The organism is Novosphingobium sp. TK71, assembly GCF_055361505.1.
This window is the reverse complement of sequence record NZ_JBSZKA010000001.1, coordinates 670,199-688,300: the sequence shown is the minus strand read 5'-3', so window position 1 is coordinate 688,300 and position 18,102 is coordinate 670,199. Positions and strand designations below refer to the sequence as shown.

Here is an 18,102-nt window from a genome sequence, read left to right as displayed (position 1 = left end):
CCCATTAACTTTGAGTACAGTCTTGGAACGACATAGGGAACTCGTCCCAAGGCATTGTTCAAGATGCTATATTTCCTGAGAAATATATACGAAATTTTTCAGAAATATTAATTCCTGAACGATGATCGCGAATATCTGCGCTCATCTCAGAACAATAACTTTGCCGTGGAGATAAGACGACCTTTGTGTCGCAGGACTATTATGAGGATTACCATGAAGTACATTGCACTTTCGGCCGCTCTTGCCGCTTCGTTTTCGGTTCCCGCCATGGCGCAGGACACCGAAGCGTTCACCGGCCCCCGCGCCGGCGTCACCATGGGCTTCGACAAGATTCAGGGCGATGAAGGCTTCTCCTACGGCGTGAACGCCGGCTACGACGTTGCCGTCGCGCCGCGCATCACCGTGGGCCCGGAAGTCTCCTTCGGCGACTCCACCACCGACAGCGCCACGACCGACGTGAGCCGCGACATCACCGCCTCGCTCCGCGCGGGCTATGTGGTCGCCCCCAAGGTCCTGGCCTTCGGCAAGGTCGGCTACACCAGCACCCGCTTCGAGCCGGTGGCCGGCGGCAACTATTCGCTTGAGGGCGTGCGCTACGGCGGCGGCCTGGAATATGCGGTGACGCCGAAGACCTACATTTCGGCCGAATACCAGCGCACCGAATACGAAGCGAACTTCGGTGGCCGTGACGCGGCAGTCGTCGGCGTGGGCATGCGTTTCTAAGAGCTTCCAACCCGCCACCGAGACGGGAAGGCAAAAGGACGGGAAGGGTTGCCCCCCAGGGGGACGCCCTTCCCGTTTTGCGTTACTTCGAGGCCTTCACGTAAGTCTTCGAGAGGAAGTCGATGCCCGGCACCACTTCGTGCTTCCGCAGGTCGAACCAGGCGGCGTTTTCCCAGTTCGATCCGGTGCCCCAGCGCGTCTTGCACTGCGTGGAAACCCAGTCCGGCGCCCAGTAGACCACGCCGTTCCCGCCCGCATCGACCACGGTCTGCGTCAGGTCCTCAAGATACTTCAACTGCCCCTTCGGCGTTGCCGGATAGCCGGGAATCAGCGAATCCGTGCCGAGCAGGTTGGTAGAGGCATCGGCGCTATCCTCGGTGAAGGGATAGGCCGTCTCCACCACCATGACATCCGCACCGTAGCGCTTGTGTGCGGTGTCGATGACCTTGGCCAGACCCGAGAGGTTGTATTTCGACCACTTGGAGTAATAGCTCACGCCGATGATGTCATAGTCGAGCACGCCTGCCGCCGTCGCATCGTCGAACCAGGGCAGGACGTTTTCGGGCTGGGCGATGTGCAGCATGACCCGGATCGGCTTGCCCGTCTCCTTCGAAACCTCGCGCACGGCCGCGACGCCGGCGTTGAGCAGGCTGGCATTGCGCTTCCAGTCGATCGGCTTGTCCTTGGTGCCGCCCATGACTTCGGGGTTGGTCTCGTTGCCGACCTGCACCAGCTCGGGCAGTTCCCCCGCCGCGTTCAGCTTCGAAAGCACGTCGCGCGTGTAGTCGTGCAGCGCGCGCACCTGCTGCTGGGTGTCCATCTTGGCCCAGGAGGCCGGCACGATCTGCTTGTCGCCATCGGCCCAGTCGTCGGAGTAATGGAAGTCCAGCAGCACCTCCAGCCCGGCGGCATGGGCGCGGCGGATGGTCTTGAGCACGTCCTCGTAGTTCGAATACTTCGTCCACTGCGGATCGTTCCAGATCCGCACGCGCATCAGGTTTCCGCCTTTTGCCTTCAGAAGCACGAAAGGATCCACGGGCTTGCCGTTCTGGCGGAACACGGCGCCGCAGTCCTCCATCTCGTTGGCAAAGGACAGGTCGGCGCCGAGATAGAGCTTGGTCTCGGCATGAGCCGAAGTCGCCGCCAGCAGCGTGGAGGCCGCAAGCGCGGCGCGAATGACGTTCTTCACCGGTATTCTCCTGCGGCCGGTCAGTGGAAAAAGAGATCGATGGCGGCGGGCGAAAGCCCCTCGCCGGACACGGTGACGCGGGCCGAGCCGCTGGAACCGCTGCCCTGCACGATGGCCTGTGCAAGGCCGTTGAACGCCTTGCGGCTGTCGCCCTTGTCGGCCTCCAGCGAGGTGGGATTGCCGTTGCCCAGCCCGATGATCCGCGCCGGGCCGCTGACGCTGAAGCGCAGCGCATTGTCCGCCGTGAGCACCGGATTTCCGGCCTTGTCGAGCACTTCGACCCGCAGCACCGAAAGATCGGCGCCGCCTGCGGCGAGACGGACGCGCTCGGTAGTGAGCTTGAGCTTCGCCGGGGCCGATGCCGTCACCCGCTGGTCACGGGCGACGACCTTGCCGCCGTTGTACCCGCGCGCCTCCAGCTTGCCGGGCGCATAGGGCACCTGCCATTCGAGGTGGCCGTTGCGCGGCATCGGCTTGCGCCCCAGCGACTTGCCGTTGAGCAGCAGTTCGATCTCCGCGCAGTTGCCGTGCGCCCACACCGGGATCGGCTGCCCCTCGCGGCCCGCCCAGTTCCAGTGCGGCAGGAGATGGACCAGCGGCTGGTCCGGCCGCCACCACGCGCGGTAGTAGAAGTAGTTGTCCTTGGCGAAACCGCAGCTGTCCATCGCGCCGAAGTAGCTGGCAACGCTTGGAAACGCCGGATAGGGCGTGGGCTCGCCGCGATAGTCGAACCCGGTCCAGATGAAGCCGCCGGCGATGTAGGGCGCGTTCGCCACGATCGTCCACCATTCCTCGGCGGTCGATGCCCACCAGGGATGCTCGGTGTCATAGGCCTTGACGATGTGCCGGGCCTCGTAGTTCTCGTACGCGCCGCGCGTGGAGACCGTGCTGCCCGTCTCGGTGCCGATCACCGGCTTGTCGGGGTGCCGTTCGTGCCAGGCGGCGATCTTGTCGGTGCGGTAATTGAAGCCGACGACATCCACCGCCTCGGCAGCGCCGCCGTCCCAGCCCTGGTCCATGGCCTGGGTGGTGAGGCGGGTGGGATCCAGCGCCTTGCAGCGCGCCACCAGTTCGGCCGAGATGCGGCGGCCGCGCTCCGAACCCTGATGGCCTTCCTCGTTGCCGACCGACCAGAGGATGATCGAAGGGTGATTGCGCGAGGAGAGGATCATCCGCTCCAGCTCGTCCATCGCCTCGGGGTTGGTGGTGTTGAGCCGCGTTTCCGCGATCATCATCATGCCCTTGCGGTCGCAGATGTCGAGCAGGACCTGCGCGGAGGGATTGTGTGCGCTGCGCCAGGAATTGGCGCCCATTTCCAGCGTGCGGTCAACGCGCCATTCGTGCAGCGCATCGGGGATCGCGGCGCCCACGCCGGCGTGGTCCTGATGGTTGCAGACTCCGAGCAGCTTCACGTTCTGCCCGTTGATGGTGAACCCGCGAACTGCGTCGAAGGTTACGGTGCGCACGCCGAACGCGGTCTCGGTCCTGTCCACCACCACGCCATCGCGCAGGACTTCGGTGGTGAGCCGGTAGAGATAGGGACTTGCCGGAGACCAGAGCCGGGGCGCCCGGATGCGTGCGGTCTGCTCGAACTCCACCTTGCCGAGCGCGCCCGGCTCGGCCAGGTGATCGGCCGCCATGGCAACCTGCCGCCCTTCCGCATCATGGACCGCGTGGCGCACGGTCACTTTCGCCGGGCTTTCGGCGTCGTTCGCCAGGGTGGTGAGGATGGTGACAGCGGCCCCTTCGCCGTCCACTTCCGCGCGGACGCATGTGCCCCACTGGGGAACGTGGCAGGCAGCCGCGCTGACCAGCGTGACGTGACGGTAAATCCCCGCCCCCTCATAGAACCAGCCCTCGCCCAGCGAGGCATCGACGCGCACCGCAAGCTGGTTGGCGCCGCCTTCGTAATCGAGGAAATCGGCGATATCGACGCGGAACGGAGCATAGCCGCTGGCGCTGCCGCCCGCCTCGAAGCCGTTCACGAAGACCTTGCAATTGCGGAACACGCCATCGAATTCGAGCCAGACCGCGCGTCCCTTGTCAGCCGCGCCCACCGGCAGGCGGCAGCGATACCAGCCGACGCTGTTCTGCGGGAATGCGCGCCCGATCGCCTTGAAGCCGTGCGCGGCGACAGCGTCTTCCTTGTCCTTCTCCGCAGGCGCGGCGGGCGCGGCAAAGGGCAGGTCCACCGCCCAGTCGTGAGGAACGCGGATTGCGCTCCAGCCGCTGTCATCGAAATCGGCCAGCGTGGCGGGCGAAACGTCGCGGCCGGGCTTGGCATACGTGCGCTGGTTCAGGCCGAAATCGAAATCCTTCGCCATGTCCGCGGCATGGCCGAGATGGAAGCGCCACCCTTCCGCCAGCAGCACCGAACGGCGCGGAGATGCCTCTGCCCGCCCCTGCGCCGTCGTTTCGGCCAGGGCAATGCCGGGAAGGCTCGCCGTGCCGAGGCCCGCAAGGCCCAGCGCCATGGCAGTACGGCGGTCGGTGGAAATCGTCTGGTCGTCCATCATCGGTCTGGGCTCTCACGGCAGCTGCGTAGCTTGGAGGGCCGACGATCCTTGCGGATCGCAGTCCTTGCCGGTTCAGGCCCTCCCGTCTTCTTTCCATTTGTATGATATATATGGTTACGGCGGTCAATCGTTTGCGGCAGATCGATTTCCGCCCTTCCCCGCCGCCCTTTGGCCTTCAGCTCTCGCCTTCGTTATGCTCGATCGCATCCAGGGCATCGACGATGATGAGCTTCATCGCATCGTGAGCAGCCTCGGGATCGCGAGACAGGATGGCGTTCTTCACCCGCTCGTGAGACTCAAGATCGGCGCTGCGCCCGACGATCCGGTTGGTGTAGCGGATCGAGGTCTTCAGGGCGGTGGACACCACGTCGCGGAACTGCCCGAAGAACGGATTGCCCGATGCGCTCAGGATCGCGACGTGGAAGGCGACATCGGCCTCCAGCACATCGTCCCGGCCGTCTTCGGCAGCCTGCATCCGGGCGAAGCCGGCAGCGATCGATCCCAGCCCTGCCTCGTCCGCCTCCCTGGCCGCCAGCGCGGCGGCGGCAGGCTCGATCGCGACGCGCAACTGGCTGAACTGCTTGAGGAGATCGATCGAAAACCGTTTTTCCAGCATCCAGCGCAGCACATCGGTATCAAACAAATTCCATTCGCTGGAAGGCTGGATCACCGTGCCTTGCCGGGGCCGGGCACTGACCAGCCCCTTGGCCGTCAGCATCTTCACCGCTTCGCGCGTGACCGAGCGGCTGACGCCGTTCTGCACGGAAAGTTCGGCTTCCGTTGGAAAAGGCTTTTCGGCATATACACCGCCGATGATCTGCGAACCCAGTCGATCGAGCAGGCCGTAAGTGAGGTTCCGCCCCAGAGAACTGCGGGTCTCCTGCTGCTTGACTTGCATCTGGTTGCGCTCTCCCATTATATCTTTAATCATATAAATAGACCCGGCGCCGCCAGCACAAGTCCTTTAAGCATTTCATTGCTTGGCGCGAATGCATTTGCCCGCACCATCGCTGCCTTGGCCTCCGCGCTGGCATGTCGGCCTTTCGCAGGCTAGCAAGCCGGGATGGACGATCTGTTTTCCGCCGCCGCCCTGACCGGCCGGACCCTCACGCGCGGGGACATCCGCAACCTGTGCGGCACGCCGCGCGCGCTGGCCGAATGCGATCTGGAGGAAGCCGACCTGTCCGGCCTCGACCTTTCGGGCTGGCAATTCGAACGCTGCAACTTCCGCAAGGCCGATTTCGGGGGCGCGATGCTGGAAGATACGGCCTGGAAATCCTGCCGGGGCGCTTTCGTGAACTTCATCGCCGCCGACCTCACCGGCGCGGCCTTCACCGCCAGCGATTTCAACAACGGCGCTTTCAGGAAAGCCACCCTGCATTCGGCCGCCTTCACCGGATGCAAGCTGACCGGCGCCGACTTTTCCGATACGAAAGGCGTGGAGATCCGGTTCGAGGAAACCTTGCTGATCGATGCCAAGCTGCCCGGCCACTCGTTCCGCAGGACCGTTCTGAAGCGCGTGGATTTCTCGACGGCGGACTTGCGGAAGTGCGATTTCCGGCAGGCGACCTTCGAAGCATGCAGCCTGCGCGAAGCCGGCCTGGACGGCGCCCGGTTCGACGGCGCCGACTTGCGCGGCGCCGACCTCGGCGGCCTGCGCCTCGTGGACGCCGCGCCCTTTCGCGGCGCGACGATCTCGGCCGATCAGGCAGGCCTGCTTCTGCGCGAACTCGGCCTCAAGGTCAGCTAGAGCGCGTGAATCCGGCGCGGTCAGGCCGTCGTCAACGAGCAGGTGCGTCAGCTCGAAGGGCCGCGACCACGTTTGAGCCGATAGGCGATTGTCCCGCTCCGGCTTTCACCCGGTGATAGAAAACACCGCGACCATATCGCTGGACCAGGTTCGACATGCGCACTAACTAAATGCTCATGTGCTCGGCGTCCTCGAACCAGTCCAACATTTCCGGCTCCTGTCTTTGCGGAACAGTTCGCTTCGACATCAACGGCAGCTTCGACAGCTTCTTCCTCTGCCATTGCTCGCGGTGCCGGAAGGGAAGCGGCACGGCCCATGGCGCCAATCTCTTCGCGACTGACGCATCGCTCCATTGGGTGGCCGGAGAGGCTGAAGTGAAAATTTTTCGGCTGCCCGGCACCCGGCACCAACGCAGCTTCTGCGTTGAGTGCGGGTCAGCGCTCCCCGATATCCAGATGGATGGCGCACTGCTCAAGGTTCCCGCCGGCTGCCTCGATGGTCCCATCGAAATTCGACCGACCGCACACATCTGCTGCTCCAGCCGGGCAGACTGGGATGTCGATCTGGAAAAGGTTGTCACGATGGATGGACTGCCCGGCTGAACGCCCCGGATACGTGGATATCGATCCCTCGCGGAATTCGTCCAGGTGTCCCCCACGTCAAGCGACCGACAGGGACGCGCGGCGGTTGTTAAAGCGCCCTCGGCCCTGCGTCCGCTATCAGGCGCATCGGAAAAAGGCGGGTTTCAATCGGCAGGCCGTCTCGGTCGGACTTTCACACGCGCCGCGCAAGTCGCAACCGCCGCTGCGTTACCTCATCGGCAACTTCGCCTCAGCCCCTTGCCTAACGCCGCGAAATTACGGACATCTGCCAGCCTGCGCAGCGCGGATCGGGAGGCGATGACATGAGTTGGGTGCGTCGGGGCCTGCTGGAGCTTTGGGCGATGGTCATCCTCGCCGGGATCGTGGGCTTTCTCGGCCCATTCGGCACATATCTCGATGCCGAGTTTCCGGCGCGGGCCTGGAACTGGTTCACGCACCTCATGGGCGCCTATGTGCTGGTGCGCCCCACGATCTGGCTGCTGATCGCCATCGCCAATGCCACCTCGCTGCCGCGAAATGCGCTGCTGTTCTGGGGCGTTCTGCTGTCCAGTTTCCCGCTCACGCTCGTCTGGGTCTGGGGCGGGGGCGTGTTCTTCCATGCACTGGGCGGCTTTACGGGAATTCTCCCTCTCGCGCTGCTCAGTGCGGTCGCGATCCTCGTCGTGGTCTGGTGGGCCAAGCGGATCGACGCCCAGTTGAGCGACGGACACCAACCTCACCGCGACCGGATCGCAAGCTTCGCAGACGATACCCCCGTTCGCGCCGCGGCGCCTGAACGCGACGAAGCCCTGGGCGAACCGCTGGACGACAGCGACATGCCCCGGCTGCAACGCCGGCTCAGCAAGGCTTTCGCGGGACCGATCCTGGCGCTTCAAAGCGAGGACCACTACGTTCGCGTCCACGGGGCCGGGTCGAGCGAACTCCTCCTGATGCGCCTTCGCGATGCCATCGCGGAAATGGACGAATGCCCCGGCCAGCAGGTCCATCGAAGCTGGTGGGTTGCCCGCGAGGGCATCGCCTCGGTGGAATCGGACGGACGAAACCGCGTAATCCGGCTGACCAACGGCGAATTCGCCCCTATCGCGCGGGATTCCATTTCCAGCCTCGAACGGCAGGGCTTTCTGAAAACGTCCAGCAGCTGAGAAGCTCCGGGCGGGCAGAGCCAAGGAGCCCTGCCCGCCCGGATACAGGATCAGGCGTTCAGCGTCGCGTTGTCGATCACGAAGCGGTACTTCACGTCGCTTCGCTGCATGCGATCGAAGGCTTCGTTGATATCGTGGATGTCGATCAGTTCGATATCGGCGACAATGCCCTTCTCGGCGCAGAAATCGAGCATCTCCTGCGTCTCGGCGATGCCGCCGATCAGCGAGCCGGCGATGGTCCGGCGGCGGAAGATCAGGGCACCCACGTTCGGTGACGGGTGGGGATGCTCGGGCACGCCCACCAGCGTCATCGTACCGTCGCGCTTGAGCAGCGCGGTGAAGGCATCGAGATCGTGGCTGGCGGCAACGGTGTTGAGGATGAAGTCGAAGCTGTTCGCATGGGCGTTCATCTCCTCGGGATTACGCGAGACCACCACCTCGTCCGCGCCGAGCGCCAGCGCGGCTTCGCGCTTGCTGTCCGAAGTGGTGAAAGCCACGACATGCGCGCCGAGCGCATGGGCAAGCTTGACGCCCATATGTCCCAGACCGCCGATGCCGACCACGCCCACTTTCTGGCCCGGGCCGACTTTCCAGTGGCGCAGCGGCGACCATGTGGTGATCCCCGCGCAGAGCAGCGGCGCCACGGCGGCGAGCTGTTCCGCCGGGTGGCTGACCTTGAGGACGAACTTGTCGTTGACGACGATGGCCTGCGAATAGCCGCCCTGGGTATGGCCGGGGGCATCGGCGGTTGCACCGTTGTACGTGCCGATGAAGCCTTCGTCGCAATATTGCTCAAGGCCTTCGTCGCAGGCGCTGCAATGCTGGCAGCTATCGACCATGCAGCCCACGCCAACGGTATCGCCAACCTTGAAGGCGGTCACTTCGCTGCCTACCGCACTGACGCGGCCGACGATTTCGTGCCCCGGCACGCAAGGGTAGAGCGTGCCCGCCCACTCGCCACGCGCTTGGTGCAGGTCGGAATGGCAGACGCCGCAATAGGCGATATCAATTGCGACATCGTGTGCCCCCGGCTCACGGCGTTCGATATCGAGCGCCACGAGCGGAGTGTGTTCGGTGACGGCACCAAATGCCTTCGTCATCGGAATTTGTCCTTGAAACTGAGAGAGTATGCGCGGCAGACCGTCGCCGCGCCCTTCAGGTAGGCGTCCGCCCCCGTCGGATCAGCCCGCAGGCAATCGAACAAAGCGATGAACGAAACTCATCGTGATCGTCCCTTGCAGCCAGTCGGAGCGCCGCGCCCTGACCGGCGAAAGAACCGATGAAACGGGCCAGCCGGTCTTTTTACCGATCGTCCATTTCTTTCGGCCACGATCCGCAGATGGTTCGATCGCCCGCTCCCTATTCGATCCGTGCGCTACGCCGCCGACGGTCGCGTTCCGTATGGCAGACGGTGGGCGGATACTTCCTCGTCGCGATCTGCATCGGCGGCACAGCCGGTCTGGCGCTTAATGTCTTTGATCGATGGCGTACCGAGAGCGCTGCCCGCCAGGCCCTGCTGGACACGCTGCCAGAGGGCTATGTTTTCCGGACTTGCGGCGAAGTTGAAGCGAGGGGGCTGGCACCGCTTTATCGGGGTGAGCGCGGCTTCGGGCACCACCTGGACAGCGACCATGACGGGACCGGTTGCGAACCCTACCCCTGATCCCGCCCAGTCTAGAACCCGAGCGGCCTCATTTCGCGGATGAGGTCCACCAGCAGGCGCAGGCCGGAGGGCACCTGCCTGCGGCTCGAATAGTAGACATGGAAAGCCTCCCCCATGGAGCCCCATTCGTCCAGCGCGATCGCCAGCCTGCCTTCCGCGATGGCACCCGCAATAGAAGGTTCGGCGGCGTAGATGAGCGCGGCGCCGCTGAGCGCCATGTGCAGGCCGATGCGGGAATTGCCGATGGTGAGCGGACCGGGAACGGCGAGCGCCACCGCCTCGTCGCCCTTTTCGAACTCCCAGTGATAGATGCGGTCGTTGCCGAGCCTGATCTTCATGCAGCGGTGATTCATGAGATCCTGCGGGACCTGCGGCGTTCCAAAACGCTCGAAATAGGCGGGCGAACCAGCAACGACCCAGCGCATCGGCGGCGAAATGCGCTGCACGATCATGTCTTCCGGCACCGTGCCGCCATAGCGAATGCCGGCGTCGTACCCCTGATCGATCACATCGATCATGCGGTTGTCGATAGAGAGGTCGATCTCGATATCGGGATAGAGTTCGACGAAGCGGGGCAGCACCGGGGCGAGGATCAGTTCGGCCGCATCCTCCGGCACGTTGAGCCGGATGCGTCCGGCCGGCGCATCGCGAAAGCGGTTGAGCACTTCCGCAGCGTGGTCGATCGCGTCGAAATGCTCGGCGATCGCGTCGCGGAACGCCTCTCCCGCCGCTGTCAGCGTAACACTGCGGTTGGTGCGGTTGAGCAGGCGCACGCCGTGGCGCTCTTCCAGCCCCTTCAGCGCATGGCTCAGGGCCGAGGCGCTGATGCCGAGTTCAAGGCTGGCCCGCCGGAAACTGCGATTGCGCGCGATGGCGAGGAAATAGGCGAAATCGGCAAGGTCCGATCGACTGAACTTCATGGAAACCTGGTTCGCCCTTCGCTGGGATGCATGGAGAGCTACTCTAGCACGGCCCCGACGCGCAGGCGCAAGATGGCCCTGCATGAAGGATGCCGCGGCCTGTTTGTGGCCGATCAGATTTTCGGGAATAAAGGGTATCTGGTGAAATGGTGGAGCCTAGCGGGATCGAACCGCTGACCTCCTGCATGCCATGCAGGCGCTCTCCCAGCTGAGCTAAGGCCCCAATCAATTCAGCGGATCAACCTGGGAGGTTCGATCCGGTTTCCCTGCGGTAACCGGCTTTGAAGGCCGTGTTCCGCTTGGGAGGCAGCCCTTTAGATCGGCTTTTCCGGCATGACAAGAGGGACAATCGCCCTGCGAAAAACTTTTTCGATCTTTTTCCACAGCCCGTTTCCGCACTCTGGCGAGACCGCTGCAGACCGCCTGCCTTGGCGATAAAGTCGACCGGCGGTTCCTTCTGGAATCCTCGTCAGGACGGATGTCCGGGTTGGGCAATCCCAACCCGGTCCGCGCGACATGTCCGGCACATCGGTGGCGTGACGAGGACAATCGCTGCGGAACGGACGACCCGGGGGGACAGGTCATCCGAACCTCCTGGCTTCCTCAGGCAGCCGGCCGGCTCTACTTGAGGCCGCCGCCGATGGCGCGATAGATCTCGACCATGTTGCTGGCGCGGGTCAGCCGCGTCGTCACCAGGGTCTGTTCGGCGCTGTAGAGCGTGCGCTGCGAATCCAGCGTGGTCAGGAAATCGTCCACGCCCGCGCGGAACCGCGCGTCCGAGAGGCGATAGCTGACCCGCGCGGAATCGCGCAGCGAGGTCTGGGCTTCGAGCTGGTTGGTCATCGTCGCACGCCGGGCAAGCGCATCGGCGACTTCCTTGAAGCCGGTCTGCACGCTCTTCTCGTAAGTCGCCACCATGGCGTCATACGTCGCGCGGGCATAGCGCAGGTTGCCCTGGTTCCTGCCGAAGTCGAAGATCGGCAGGCTCGCCGAAGGTGCCACCGACCAGTAGTCGCTGCCCGACTTGAACAGGTTCGACAGGCCCAGGCTCATCGTGCCGAATGCGGCGGTCAGCGAGATCTTCGGGAAGAACGCCGCGCGGGCGGCGCCGATATTGGCGTTCGCACCGATAAGCTGATGCTCCGCCGCGGCAATGTCGGGACGGCGCAGCAGCAGGCTGGAGGGCAGGTCCGCCGGCAGGTTGGCCAGCGTGACGTCGCTTTCCGGCAGCGCGGTCGGCAAATCGTCTGCCGAAAGGCTGGTTCCCGCCAGCATTTCCAGAGCGTTCCTGTCCTGCGCCACCAGCGTCGTGGCCTGGGCGATATCGGAACGGGCCTGATCGTAGCTGGTCTGCGCCTGTCGCACTTCCAGTTCCGAGGCGATCCCCTTCGCGAAGCGCGCCTTGGTCAGGTTGAACGTCTGGCCGAACGCCTTTTCGAGATTGCGGGCGATCTGGAGCTTTTCCTGATCGGCCGCCATCGTCAGCCACGCCGTTGCCGTTTCGGCGATGAGCGCGGTCTGCGCGGCGTTACGGTTCTCGACCGAGGCGAAGTAGCTTTCCTGCGCCGCCTTGGTGAGATTGCGCACGCGGCCGAACAGGTCGATTTCCCAGGCCGAAACCCCGACCGAGGCGGTGTAGATATCGGTCCGCCCGGATACGCCGCCGGCACCGCCCGCAGCCTGCTGGGCAAAGGGCTGGTCCTGGTAGGTCGCGCTGCCGCTCCCCGCGAGCGTGGGCAGAATATCTGTACGCTGCACGCGGTACTGGGCACGGGCCTGTTCGACGTTGGCAACGGCAATCCGCAGATCGCGGTTGTTGTCCAGCGAGGTCTGGATGACCCGTGCCAGGCGCGGATCGGTGAAGAAGTCCTTCCAGGCGGTATCGGCCGATACCGCCTGCGCCCCCTGCCCGTCCGGCGCGGCCAACCCTTGCGGGCTGGTCGCCGGAACCGGCAGGTCGGGACGGACATACTTGGGGGCCATGTTGCAGGCCGCCAGCGCCAGCGCCAGCGACGTGGCCGTAAGCGCTTTCACGTTTCGCATTTTCATGCCTCCTGAGGCGCGGCCGAAGCCTCGCCGTCGACAGGTGCCCCGTCCTTTCCGTGATGTTCACGGAACACGCGCTTCACGACGGTGAAGAAGACGGGAACGAAGAAGATGGCCAGGATGGTGGCCGAGAGCATGCCGCCCACGACAGCCCAGCCGATCGCGTTCTGGCCGCCCGCGCCCGCCCCGGTCGAAACCGCCAGCGGCAACACGCCGAAGATGAACGCGAAGCTGGTCATCAGGATCGGACGCAGGCGCAGTTTGCCCGCTTCCAGAGCCGCGGCCACGGGTGAGAGGCCGTCCCGCATCTTCTCCTCGGCGAATTCGACGATGAGGATCGCGTTCTTGGCCGAGACGCCGATGGTCGTGATGAGACCCACCTGAAGGTAGATGTCGTTGTTGAGCCCCACGAGCGTCGCCGCGATCACCGCGCCGAGCACGCCCAGCGGCACGACGAGCATGACCGCGATCGGCACCGACCAGCTTTCGTAAAGCGCGGCAAGGCAGAGGAACACGATCAGCATGGACAGTGCGTAAAGCGCCGGAGCCTGACCGCCCGAGGTGTTTTCCTCGTAGGAGATACCGCTCCATTCGAGGCCGACACCGGCCGGCAGCTTGGTGGCAAGCTGTTCCACGACCTTCATCGCATCGCCGGTGGAGACGCCGGGAGCCGGAGCGCCCATGATCTGCATCGAGGACACGCCGTTGAAGCGTTCCAGCTTGGCCGGACCGTAGATCCACTCGGTGGTCGCGAAGGAGGAGATCGGCGCCATCACGCCCGAACTGCCACGCACATGGAACGCACCGATCGATTCCGGCGTCGTGCGGAACGGCTGGTCGGCCTGCACGAACACCTTCTTCACACGGTCGCGGTCAATGAAGTCATTGACGTAGCTGCTGCCCATCGCGGTGCTGATGGTCGAGTTGATGTCCGCCTGCGCGATGCCGAGGGCACCGGCAGCCGCCTGATCGACGTCCAGCTTGATCTGCGGCGTATCTTCCAGTCCGTTGGGACGGACTTGCGCCAGGCGCTTGTCACCCGCGGCCATGCCGAGGAACTGATTGCGCGCCTCCAGCAACTTCTGGTGGCCGAGGCCGCCGCGATCGACGAGCTGGAACTCGAACCCGGTCGCGTTGCCCAGTTCCTGGACGGCGGGCGGCGCGAAGGCGATCACCATGCCGGACGTGATCTTCTGGAACGCCATGTTGGCACGCTGGGCCACCGCCATCACGGTGTTCTCCGCGCCCTTGCGCTCCGACCAGTCCTTCATGCGCACGAAGGCGAGGCCCACATTCTGGCCCTGCCCCACGAAACCGAAGCCGGAAATCGTGAAGACGTCGGCCACGTTGGCTTTTTCGTCCTTGAGGTAGTGATCGCGGACACGCGCCAGCGTGCGCTCGGTCTCCTCCATCGTCGTACCGGCGGGCAACGACACCTGGTTCATCAGGATGCCCTGGTCCTCGTCCGGCAGGAAGCCGCCGGGAAGACGCAGGAAGATAAGGCCCATGCCCACCACGATGGCGGCGTAGACCAGCATGGTCCGGCCCCAGCGGTGTTCGACCTTGTCCACCGCCTTGCCGTAGCGCTCGACGCCGCGATCGAAGGTCCGGTTGAACCAGTCGAAGAAGCGGTTGAACATGCCCGCGATACCGGTCCGCTTGCCTTCGCCGTGGCCGTGGCCGTGTGAGCTGGGCTTGAGGATCGTGGCGCAGAGCGCCGGCGTAAGGACGAGCGCCACGATCACCGAGAGCACCATCGAAGAGACGATGGTGATCGAGAACTGGCGGAAGATGACGCCGGTGGAACCGCCGAAGAACGCCATCGGCAGGAACACCGCCGAAAGCACGAGGCCGATGCCGACCAGCGCGCCGCTGATCTCGTCCATCGAGCGGCGGGCCGCTTCCTTGGGGCTCAGCCCCTCGTCCTGGATGAGACGTTCGACGTTCTCGACCACGACGATGGCGTCATCGACCAGCAGGCCGATCGCCAGCACCATGCCGAACAGGGTTAGCGTGTTGATGGTGAAGCCGGCCAGTTGCAGGATCGCGAGCGAGCCCAGCAACACGACCGGAACGGCGATGGTCGGGATCAGCGTCGCGCGCCAGTTCTGGAGGAACAGGAACATGACGATGAAGACGAGCACCACGGCTTCCACGAGCGTGTGGATCACCTGCTCCACCGAGAGCTTCACGAAGGTCGAATTGTCGACCGGGAACTTGTACTTCACCCAGCTCGGGAAGTTCTTGGAGAGCTGGTCGATCTGGGTTTTCACGGCTTCGACGGTGTCGAGCGCATTCGCGCCCGGTGCCAGCTTGATGCCGAAACCGGCAGCCGGATAGCCGTTGAGCTTGGCGCCGAAGCTGTAGTTTTCCGCGCCCATCTCGACGCGCGCGACGTCGGACAGGTGGACGACGGAACCGTCGGTGTTGTTGCGGAGCATGATCTGGCGGAACTGCTCGGCCGTGCGCAGGCGGGACTGCGCGGTGATCGTGGCGTTGAGCGCCTGCCCCTTGGGCGAAGGCGTACCGCCGATCTGGCCCGCCGAAACCTGCGCGTTCTGCGCCTGGATCGCCGAGGTCACGTCCGAAGTCGTGACGCCGAGGTTGGCCATCTTGTACGGGTCAAGCCAGACGCGCATGGAATATTGCGCGCCCAGAAGCTGCGTGTCGCCCACGCCGTTGACGCGGCTGATCGGGTCCTGCAGCGAACTCGCAACGAAATCGCCCGCGTCCTCCTGGTCGTGAATGCCGTCATCGGCATAGACGGCCATGACCATCAGGAAGGTCGCGGTGGACTTGGTCACGCGAAGGCCCTGCAACTGCACTTCCTGCGGCAGCAGCGGCGTGGCCTGCGTGAGCTTGTTCTGGACCTGGACCTGCGCGATGTCGGGATCGGTGCCCTGCTCGAAGGTCAGGGTCACGGTAAGGTTGCCGGCGCCATCGCTCGATGACGAGAAATAGCGAAGGTGGTCGATGCCCTTGAGCTGTTGCTCGATGACCTGGGTCGTCGTGCTTTCCAGCGTCTCGGCATTCGCACCGGGATAGCTGGTGGAGATCTGGACGGCGGGGGCTGCGATCTCGGGGAACTGGGCCACGGCGAGCGAACGGATCGCCAGGACGCCCGCAAGCATCATGACGATGGCGATGACCCATGCGAAGATGGGTCTGTCGATGAAATACCGGGACATGGGTTACTTCGCCCCGCCCGCGGTCGTGATCTGCTGCGGCATGCCCGCCTTGACGACCGTGCCCGGCCGCAGGTTTACGAGACCCTCGACGATCAGCCTGTCGCCGACGTTGAGGCCCTTGGTGACGATCCACTTGTCGCCGACGGCGCGATCGGTTTCGATCTGGCGCTGCTCGACCTTGTTGTCCTTGCCCACGACCATCGCGGTAGCCCGGCCGCGCGGATCGCGCGTGACGCCCTGCTGGGGTGCGAGGATGACATTGCTGCGCAGGCCCTCGACCAGCTTGGCGCGGACATACATGCCCGGCAGCAGCAGGCCGTTGGGGTTCGGGAAGGTCGCGCGCAGGATCACGGAGCCGGAGCTCTGGTCCACAGTGACGTCGGCAAACTGGAGGCGGCCTTCGATCGGGTAGACCGAACCGTTCGGCAGGATGAGCTGGACGCGGGCGCCGTCGGCTTCGCTGACACCCCCGGCGGCCATCGCCTGCTTGAGGTCGATGATCTGGGCGGCCGACTGGGTCACGTCGACATAGACGCTGTCGGTACGTTGGATCGTCGCCAGAGCGTCCGCCTGCGCGGCCGAAACGAGCGCGCCCGGCGTGAACAGCGAACGGCCGATACGGCCCGAGATCGGCGCGCGGATGCGCGTGAAGTTCTGGTTCACCTGCGCGGCCTGGAGCGCACCTTGCTGCGCCGCAACATTGGCCCGCGCCTGCTGCGCGGCGGCGGCGGCATCATCGTATTGCTGCCGGCTGACCGCGTTGATCGCGATCAGGTCCTTGTAGCGCTGGGCCTGGAGCGCGGTGGAGCGGATCGTCGCATTGGCGGTAGCCAGCGAGCCCTGCGCCTGCGCCACGGCCGCACGGTAAGGCGCGTCCTCGATCTCGTAGAGAAGCTGGCCGGCCTGCACGTTGCTGCCCTCGGTGAACAGCCGGCGCCGGATTACACCGGTGATCTGGGGCCGGACATCCGCCGTTTCCAGCGCGGTAATACGGCCGGGGAGTTCATTCGTCAGCGCTGCTGATTCGGTCGTGAGCGTCACGACACCGACTTCGGGCGGAGGCGGCGCAGACGGCTGCTGCTCTCCACATGCACTCAGCGCAAGCGCCGAGGCGCACGCCAGAAACCCGATAATCATCGCCTTTTGCATTGGTTCATCCGTTGCGATCGTTGGGGGGCAATTTGAGAGTGAACGATCATTCACATTGCATCGCCACTAGAAATCGGCCATGGAGAATACAAGCGAAAAATACGTACGAGAACGAAAAATGGGTGCAGTGCAGCAAAAAGTACCCAGCAGGGATCGGATCCGAAACGCAGCGCGGGAACTGTTCGCAACGAACGGTTTCCACCAGACGTCGATGTCGGAACTGGCTGCTGCTGCGGAGATGTCGGTCGGGCTGATCTATCGCTCCTTCAAAAGCAAGGAAGAGATTATCGAGGCGATCGTAATTGCCGATTTCGATGAAAAGCTTACCGAACTTGATGATCTGCGTCGACGTCTTGATCAGGGCGAACTGACTGTCCTGGAAACCTTCCGGGAACTGTTCCTGCAAGTCATTGACGAAGGGCACGAGGCTTTGTCCTTCGACATCCTTGCCGAAGGCTTCCGCAACGAACGAGTGGGACGCACGATCGGTTCCATGTGCGAGCAATTTCGGGATTATCTTCGCGAATTCGCGTGCGCCGCGAACCGGAATCTGACGGGCGAGGAACTGGAAGGCGCCGTCGAGATGATGCTGGGCTGCCTTTTCGGGCTCGGTCATCGCAGCATGTCGCTGCCGAGGTTGAGCGCCGAACGCACGGCAGAACACTCCGCGCGGATGATCGTCGCCGCGCTGCAATCAATATAGCGAACAGGCAATCTCGGAAACAGGCCGGCAGCCTGTTTTCAGACAGGCAAGGCCGCCCCGTGCGGCCCATGCCCAGGACCCGTTTCAGTGCGCCTTGCGGTGCTTCCCGCCGTAGCGCTTGCCGCAATATTCATCGAGGCTTGCCATTTCGCGCGCGGCGGCCACGGCAGCGGCCGAATTGCATGGCATCGCCTTTTCCGCGGCGGCACCTTCAACCGCAAGGATGCGCGCATCGACGCGATCGCGCAGTTCCTGGATGTCCGCCCGGCTGAGCACGTTCTTCTCGCGCAGGTAGCAGATCAGGCTCTGCAGGATGATGATGGCCTTGTCGCCCGAATCGACTTCGAAACCTTCTTCCACTCGTCAAACTCCTTCCCAACTCCAGGTTCGCCTGGATGTTATTGAGCGGCCTGTATTTTTTCTCCTCCCGGCAGTCTCTGTAGACCCGCCTGCCGTCTGGAAGAGAACGACCGTCCAGTCAGGATAGTCCCGTGCCGCGCGTCCGTATACA

At 64.2% G+C, this 18,102-nt stretch carries 15 protein-coding genes and 1 tRNA gene; 6 read left to right on the top strand and 10 right to left on the bottom strand.

Annotated elements, in window-relative coordinates:
• Positions 1 to 213 precede the first annotated feature (213 nt).
• A complete protein-coding gene (locus ACXJ16_RS19370; protein WP_054441870.1) occupies positions 214 to 723 on the top strand; it encodes a porin family protein in 510 nt (169 codons plus the stop codon).
• A gap of 82 nt (positions 724 to 805) precedes the next feature.
• Here the strand turns inward: ACXJ16_RS19370 and ACXJ16_RS19365 are convergent, their stop codons facing one another.
• From ACXJ16_RS19365 to ACXJ16_RS19355, 3 genes are all read right to left on the bottom strand, one after another.
• Positions 806 to 1,912 carry a glycoside hydrolase family 53 protein gene (locus ACXJ16_RS19365; RefSeq protein WP_463923049.1) on the bottom strand — a complete coding sequence of 369 codons (1,107 nt, stop codon included), beginning with the start codon at positions 1,910 to 1,912 and terminating at the stop codon, positions 806 to 808.
• A 20-nt stretch (positions 1,913 to 1,932) separates the two neighbouring features.
• Positions 1,933 to 4,428 carry a beta-galactosidase GalA gene (gene galA / locus ACXJ16_RS19360; protein ID WP_463923048.1) on the bottom strand — a complete coding sequence of 832 codons (2,496 nt, stop codon included), beginning with the start codon at positions 4,426 to 4,428 and terminating at the stop codon, positions 1,933 to 1,935.
• Between the two features lie 175 nt (positions 4,429 to 4,603).
• Positions 4,604 to 5,326, bottom strand: coding sequence for a FadR/GntR family transcriptional regulator (locus ACXJ16_RS19355; RefSeq protein ID WP_463923047.1), 723 nt, complete (start codon positions 5,324 to 5,326; stop codon positions 4,604 to 4,606).
• 165 nt (positions 5,327 to 5,491) lie between these two features.
• On the opposite strand from ACXJ16_RS19355, the gene ACXJ16_RS19350 reads away from it, so the two are divergent.
• The 3 genes from ACXJ16_RS19350 (at position 5,492) to ACXJ16_RS19340 (ending at position 7,922) form a co-directional block, all read left to right on the top strand.
• Complete coding sequence (locus ACXJ16_RS19350) at positions 5,492 to 6,178, top strand: pentapeptide repeat-containing protein (RefSeq protein ID WP_463923046.1); 687 nt, start codon at positions 5,492 to 5,494, stop codon at positions 6,176 to 6,178.
• Positions 6,179 to 6,348: 170 nt separating this feature from the next.
• Complete coding sequence (locus tag ACXJ16_RS19345) at positions 6,349 to 6,780, top strand: GFA family protein (protein ID WP_463923045.1); 432 nt, start codon at positions 6,349 to 6,351, stop codon at positions 6,778 to 6,780.
• 302 nt (positions 6,781 to 7,082) lie between these two features.
• Positions 7,083 to 7,922, top strand: a complete 840-nt coding sequence (locus tag ACXJ16_RS19340; RefSeq protein WP_463923044.1) for a LytTR family DNA-binding domain-containing protein — start codon at positions 7,083 to 7,085, stop codon at positions 7,920 to 7,922.
• A 50-nt stretch (positions 7,923 to 7,972) separates the two neighbouring features.
• Here ACXJ16_RS19340 and ACXJ16_RS19335 read toward each other — a convergent pair whose 3' ends face one another.
• Entirely contained in the window at positions 7,973 to 9,022 is a 1,050-nt protein-coding gene (locus ACXJ16_RS19335) for an NAD(P)-dependent alcohol dehydrogenase (RefSeq protein WP_454798109.1), read from the bottom strand.
• A 179-nt stretch (positions 9,023 to 9,201) separates the two neighbouring features.
• On the opposite strand from ACXJ16_RS19335, the gene ACXJ16_RS19330 reads away from it, so the two are divergent.
• Complete coding sequence (locus ACXJ16_RS19330; RefSeq protein WP_463923043.1) at positions 9,202 to 9,585, top strand: excalibur calcium-binding domain-containing protein; 384 nt, start codon at positions 9,202 to 9,204, stop codon at positions 9,583 to 9,585.
• A gap of 11 nt (positions 9,586 to 9,596) precedes the next feature.
• Here the strand turns inward: ACXJ16_RS19330 and ACXJ16_RS19325 are convergent, their stop codons facing one another.
• The 5 genes from ACXJ16_RS19325 to ACXJ16_RS19305 all read right to left on the bottom strand — a co-directional run bounded on the left by ACXJ16_RS19325 (position 9,597) and on the right by ACXJ16_RS19305 (position 16,888).
• The gene (locus ACXJ16_RS19325; RefSeq protein ID WP_324699549.1) at positions 9,597 to 10,505 is read right to left on the bottom strand and encodes a LysR family transcriptional regulator; all 909 of its coding nucleotides are present in this window, start codon (positions 10,503 to 10,505) and stop codon (positions 9,597 to 9,599) included.
• Positions 10,506 to 10,652: 147 nt separating this feature from the next.
• A tRNA-Ala gene (locus tag ACXJ16_RS19320) sits at positions 10,653 to 10,728 on the bottom strand.
• 398 nt (positions 10,729 to 11,126) lie between these two features.
• Positions 11,127 to 12,548, bottom strand: a complete 1,422-nt coding sequence (locus ACXJ16_RS19315; protein WP_463923042.1) for an efflux transporter outer membrane subunit — start codon at positions 12,546 to 12,548, stop codon at positions 11,127 to 11,129.
• 2 nt (positions 12,549 to 12,550) lie between these two features.
• Positions 12,551 to 15,739: an efflux RND transporter permease subunit gene (locus tag ACXJ16_RS19310; protein WP_132468864.1), complete on the bottom strand. Its 3,189-nt coding sequence runs from the start codon at positions 15,737 to 15,739 to the stop codon at positions 12,551 to 12,553.
• A gap of 3 nt (positions 15,740 to 15,742) precedes the next feature.
• On the bottom strand, positions 15,743 to 16,888 hold the full coding sequence (locus ACXJ16_RS19305; protein ID WP_054441864.1) for an efflux RND transporter periplasmic adaptor subunit: 1,146 nt from the start codon (positions 16,886 to 16,888) through the stop codon (positions 15,743 to 15,745).
• A 118-nt stretch (positions 16,889 to 17,006) separates the two neighbouring features.
• Between ACXJ16_RS19305 and ACXJ16_RS19300 the strand changes: the two genes are divergently transcribed.
• A complete protein-coding gene (locus ACXJ16_RS19300; RefSeq protein WP_054441863.1) occupies positions 17,007 to 17,591 on the top strand; it encodes a TetR/AcrR family transcriptional regulator in 585 nt (194 codons plus the stop codon).
• 84 nt (positions 17,592 to 17,675) lie between these two features.
• Here ACXJ16_RS19300 and ACXJ16_RS19295 read toward each other — a convergent pair whose 3' ends face one another.
• Positions 17,676 to 17,951: a hypothetical protein gene (locus tag ACXJ16_RS19295; protein ID WP_054441862.1), complete on the bottom strand. Its 276-nt coding sequence runs from the start codon at positions 17,949 to 17,951 to the stop codon at positions 17,676 to 17,678.
• Positions 17,952 to 18,102 lie beyond the last annotated feature (151 nt).

Bases quoted from the DNA above. Each gene is read 5' to 3' on its own strand.
- ACXJ16_RS19370 (WP_054441870.1), top strand. From the start codon at position 214: ATGAAGTACATTGCACTTTCGGCCGCTCTTGCCGCTTCGTTTTCGGTT.
- galA (WP_463923048.1), bottom strand. From the start codon at position 4,428: ATGATGGACGACCAGACGATTTCCACCGACCGCCGTACTGCCATGGCG.
- ACXJ16_RS19355 (WP_463923047.1), bottom strand. From the start codon at position 5,326: ATGCAAGTCAAGCAGCAGGAGACCCGCAGTTCTCTGGGGCGGAACCTC.
- ACXJ16_RS19350 (WP_463923046.1), top strand. From the start codon at position 5,492: ATGGACGATCTGTTTTCCGCCGCCGCCCTGACCGGCCGGACCCTCACG.
- ACXJ16_RS19345 (WP_463923045.1), top strand. From the start codon at position 6,349: ATGCTCATGTGCTCGGCGTCCTCGAACCAGTCCAACATTTCCGGCTCC.
- ACXJ16_RS19340 (WP_463923044.1), top strand. From the start codon at position 7,083: ATGAGTTGGGTGCGTCGGGGCCTGCTGGAGCTTTGGGCGATGGTCATC.
- ACXJ16_RS19335 (WP_454798109.1), bottom strand. From the start codon at position 9,022: ATGACGAAGGCATTTGGTGCCGTCACCGAACACACTCCGCTCGTGGCG.
- ACXJ16_RS19330 (WP_463923043.1), top strand. From the start codon at position 9,202: ATGAAACGGGCCAGCCGGTCTTTTTACCGATCGTCCATTTCTTTCGGC.
- ACXJ16_RS19325 (WP_324699549.1), bottom strand. From the start codon at position 10,505: ATGAAGTTCAGTCGATCGGACCTTGCCGATTTCGCCTATTTCCTCGCC.
- ACXJ16_RS19315 (WP_463923042.1), bottom strand. From the start codon at position 12,548: ATGCGAAACGTGAAAGCGCTTACGGCCACGTCGCTGGCGCTGGCGCTG.
- ACXJ16_RS19310 (WP_132468864.1), bottom strand. From the start codon at position 15,739: ATGTCCCGGTATTTCATCGACAGACCCATCTTCGCATGGGTCATCGCC.
- ACXJ16_RS19305 (WP_054441864.1), bottom strand. From the start codon at position 16,888: ATGCAAAAGGCGATGATTATCGGGTTTCTGGCGTGCGCCTCGGCGCTT.
- ACXJ16_RS19300 (WP_054441863.1), top strand. From the start codon at position 17,007: ATGGGTGCAGTGCAGCAAAAAGTACCCAGCAGGGATCGGATCCGAAAC.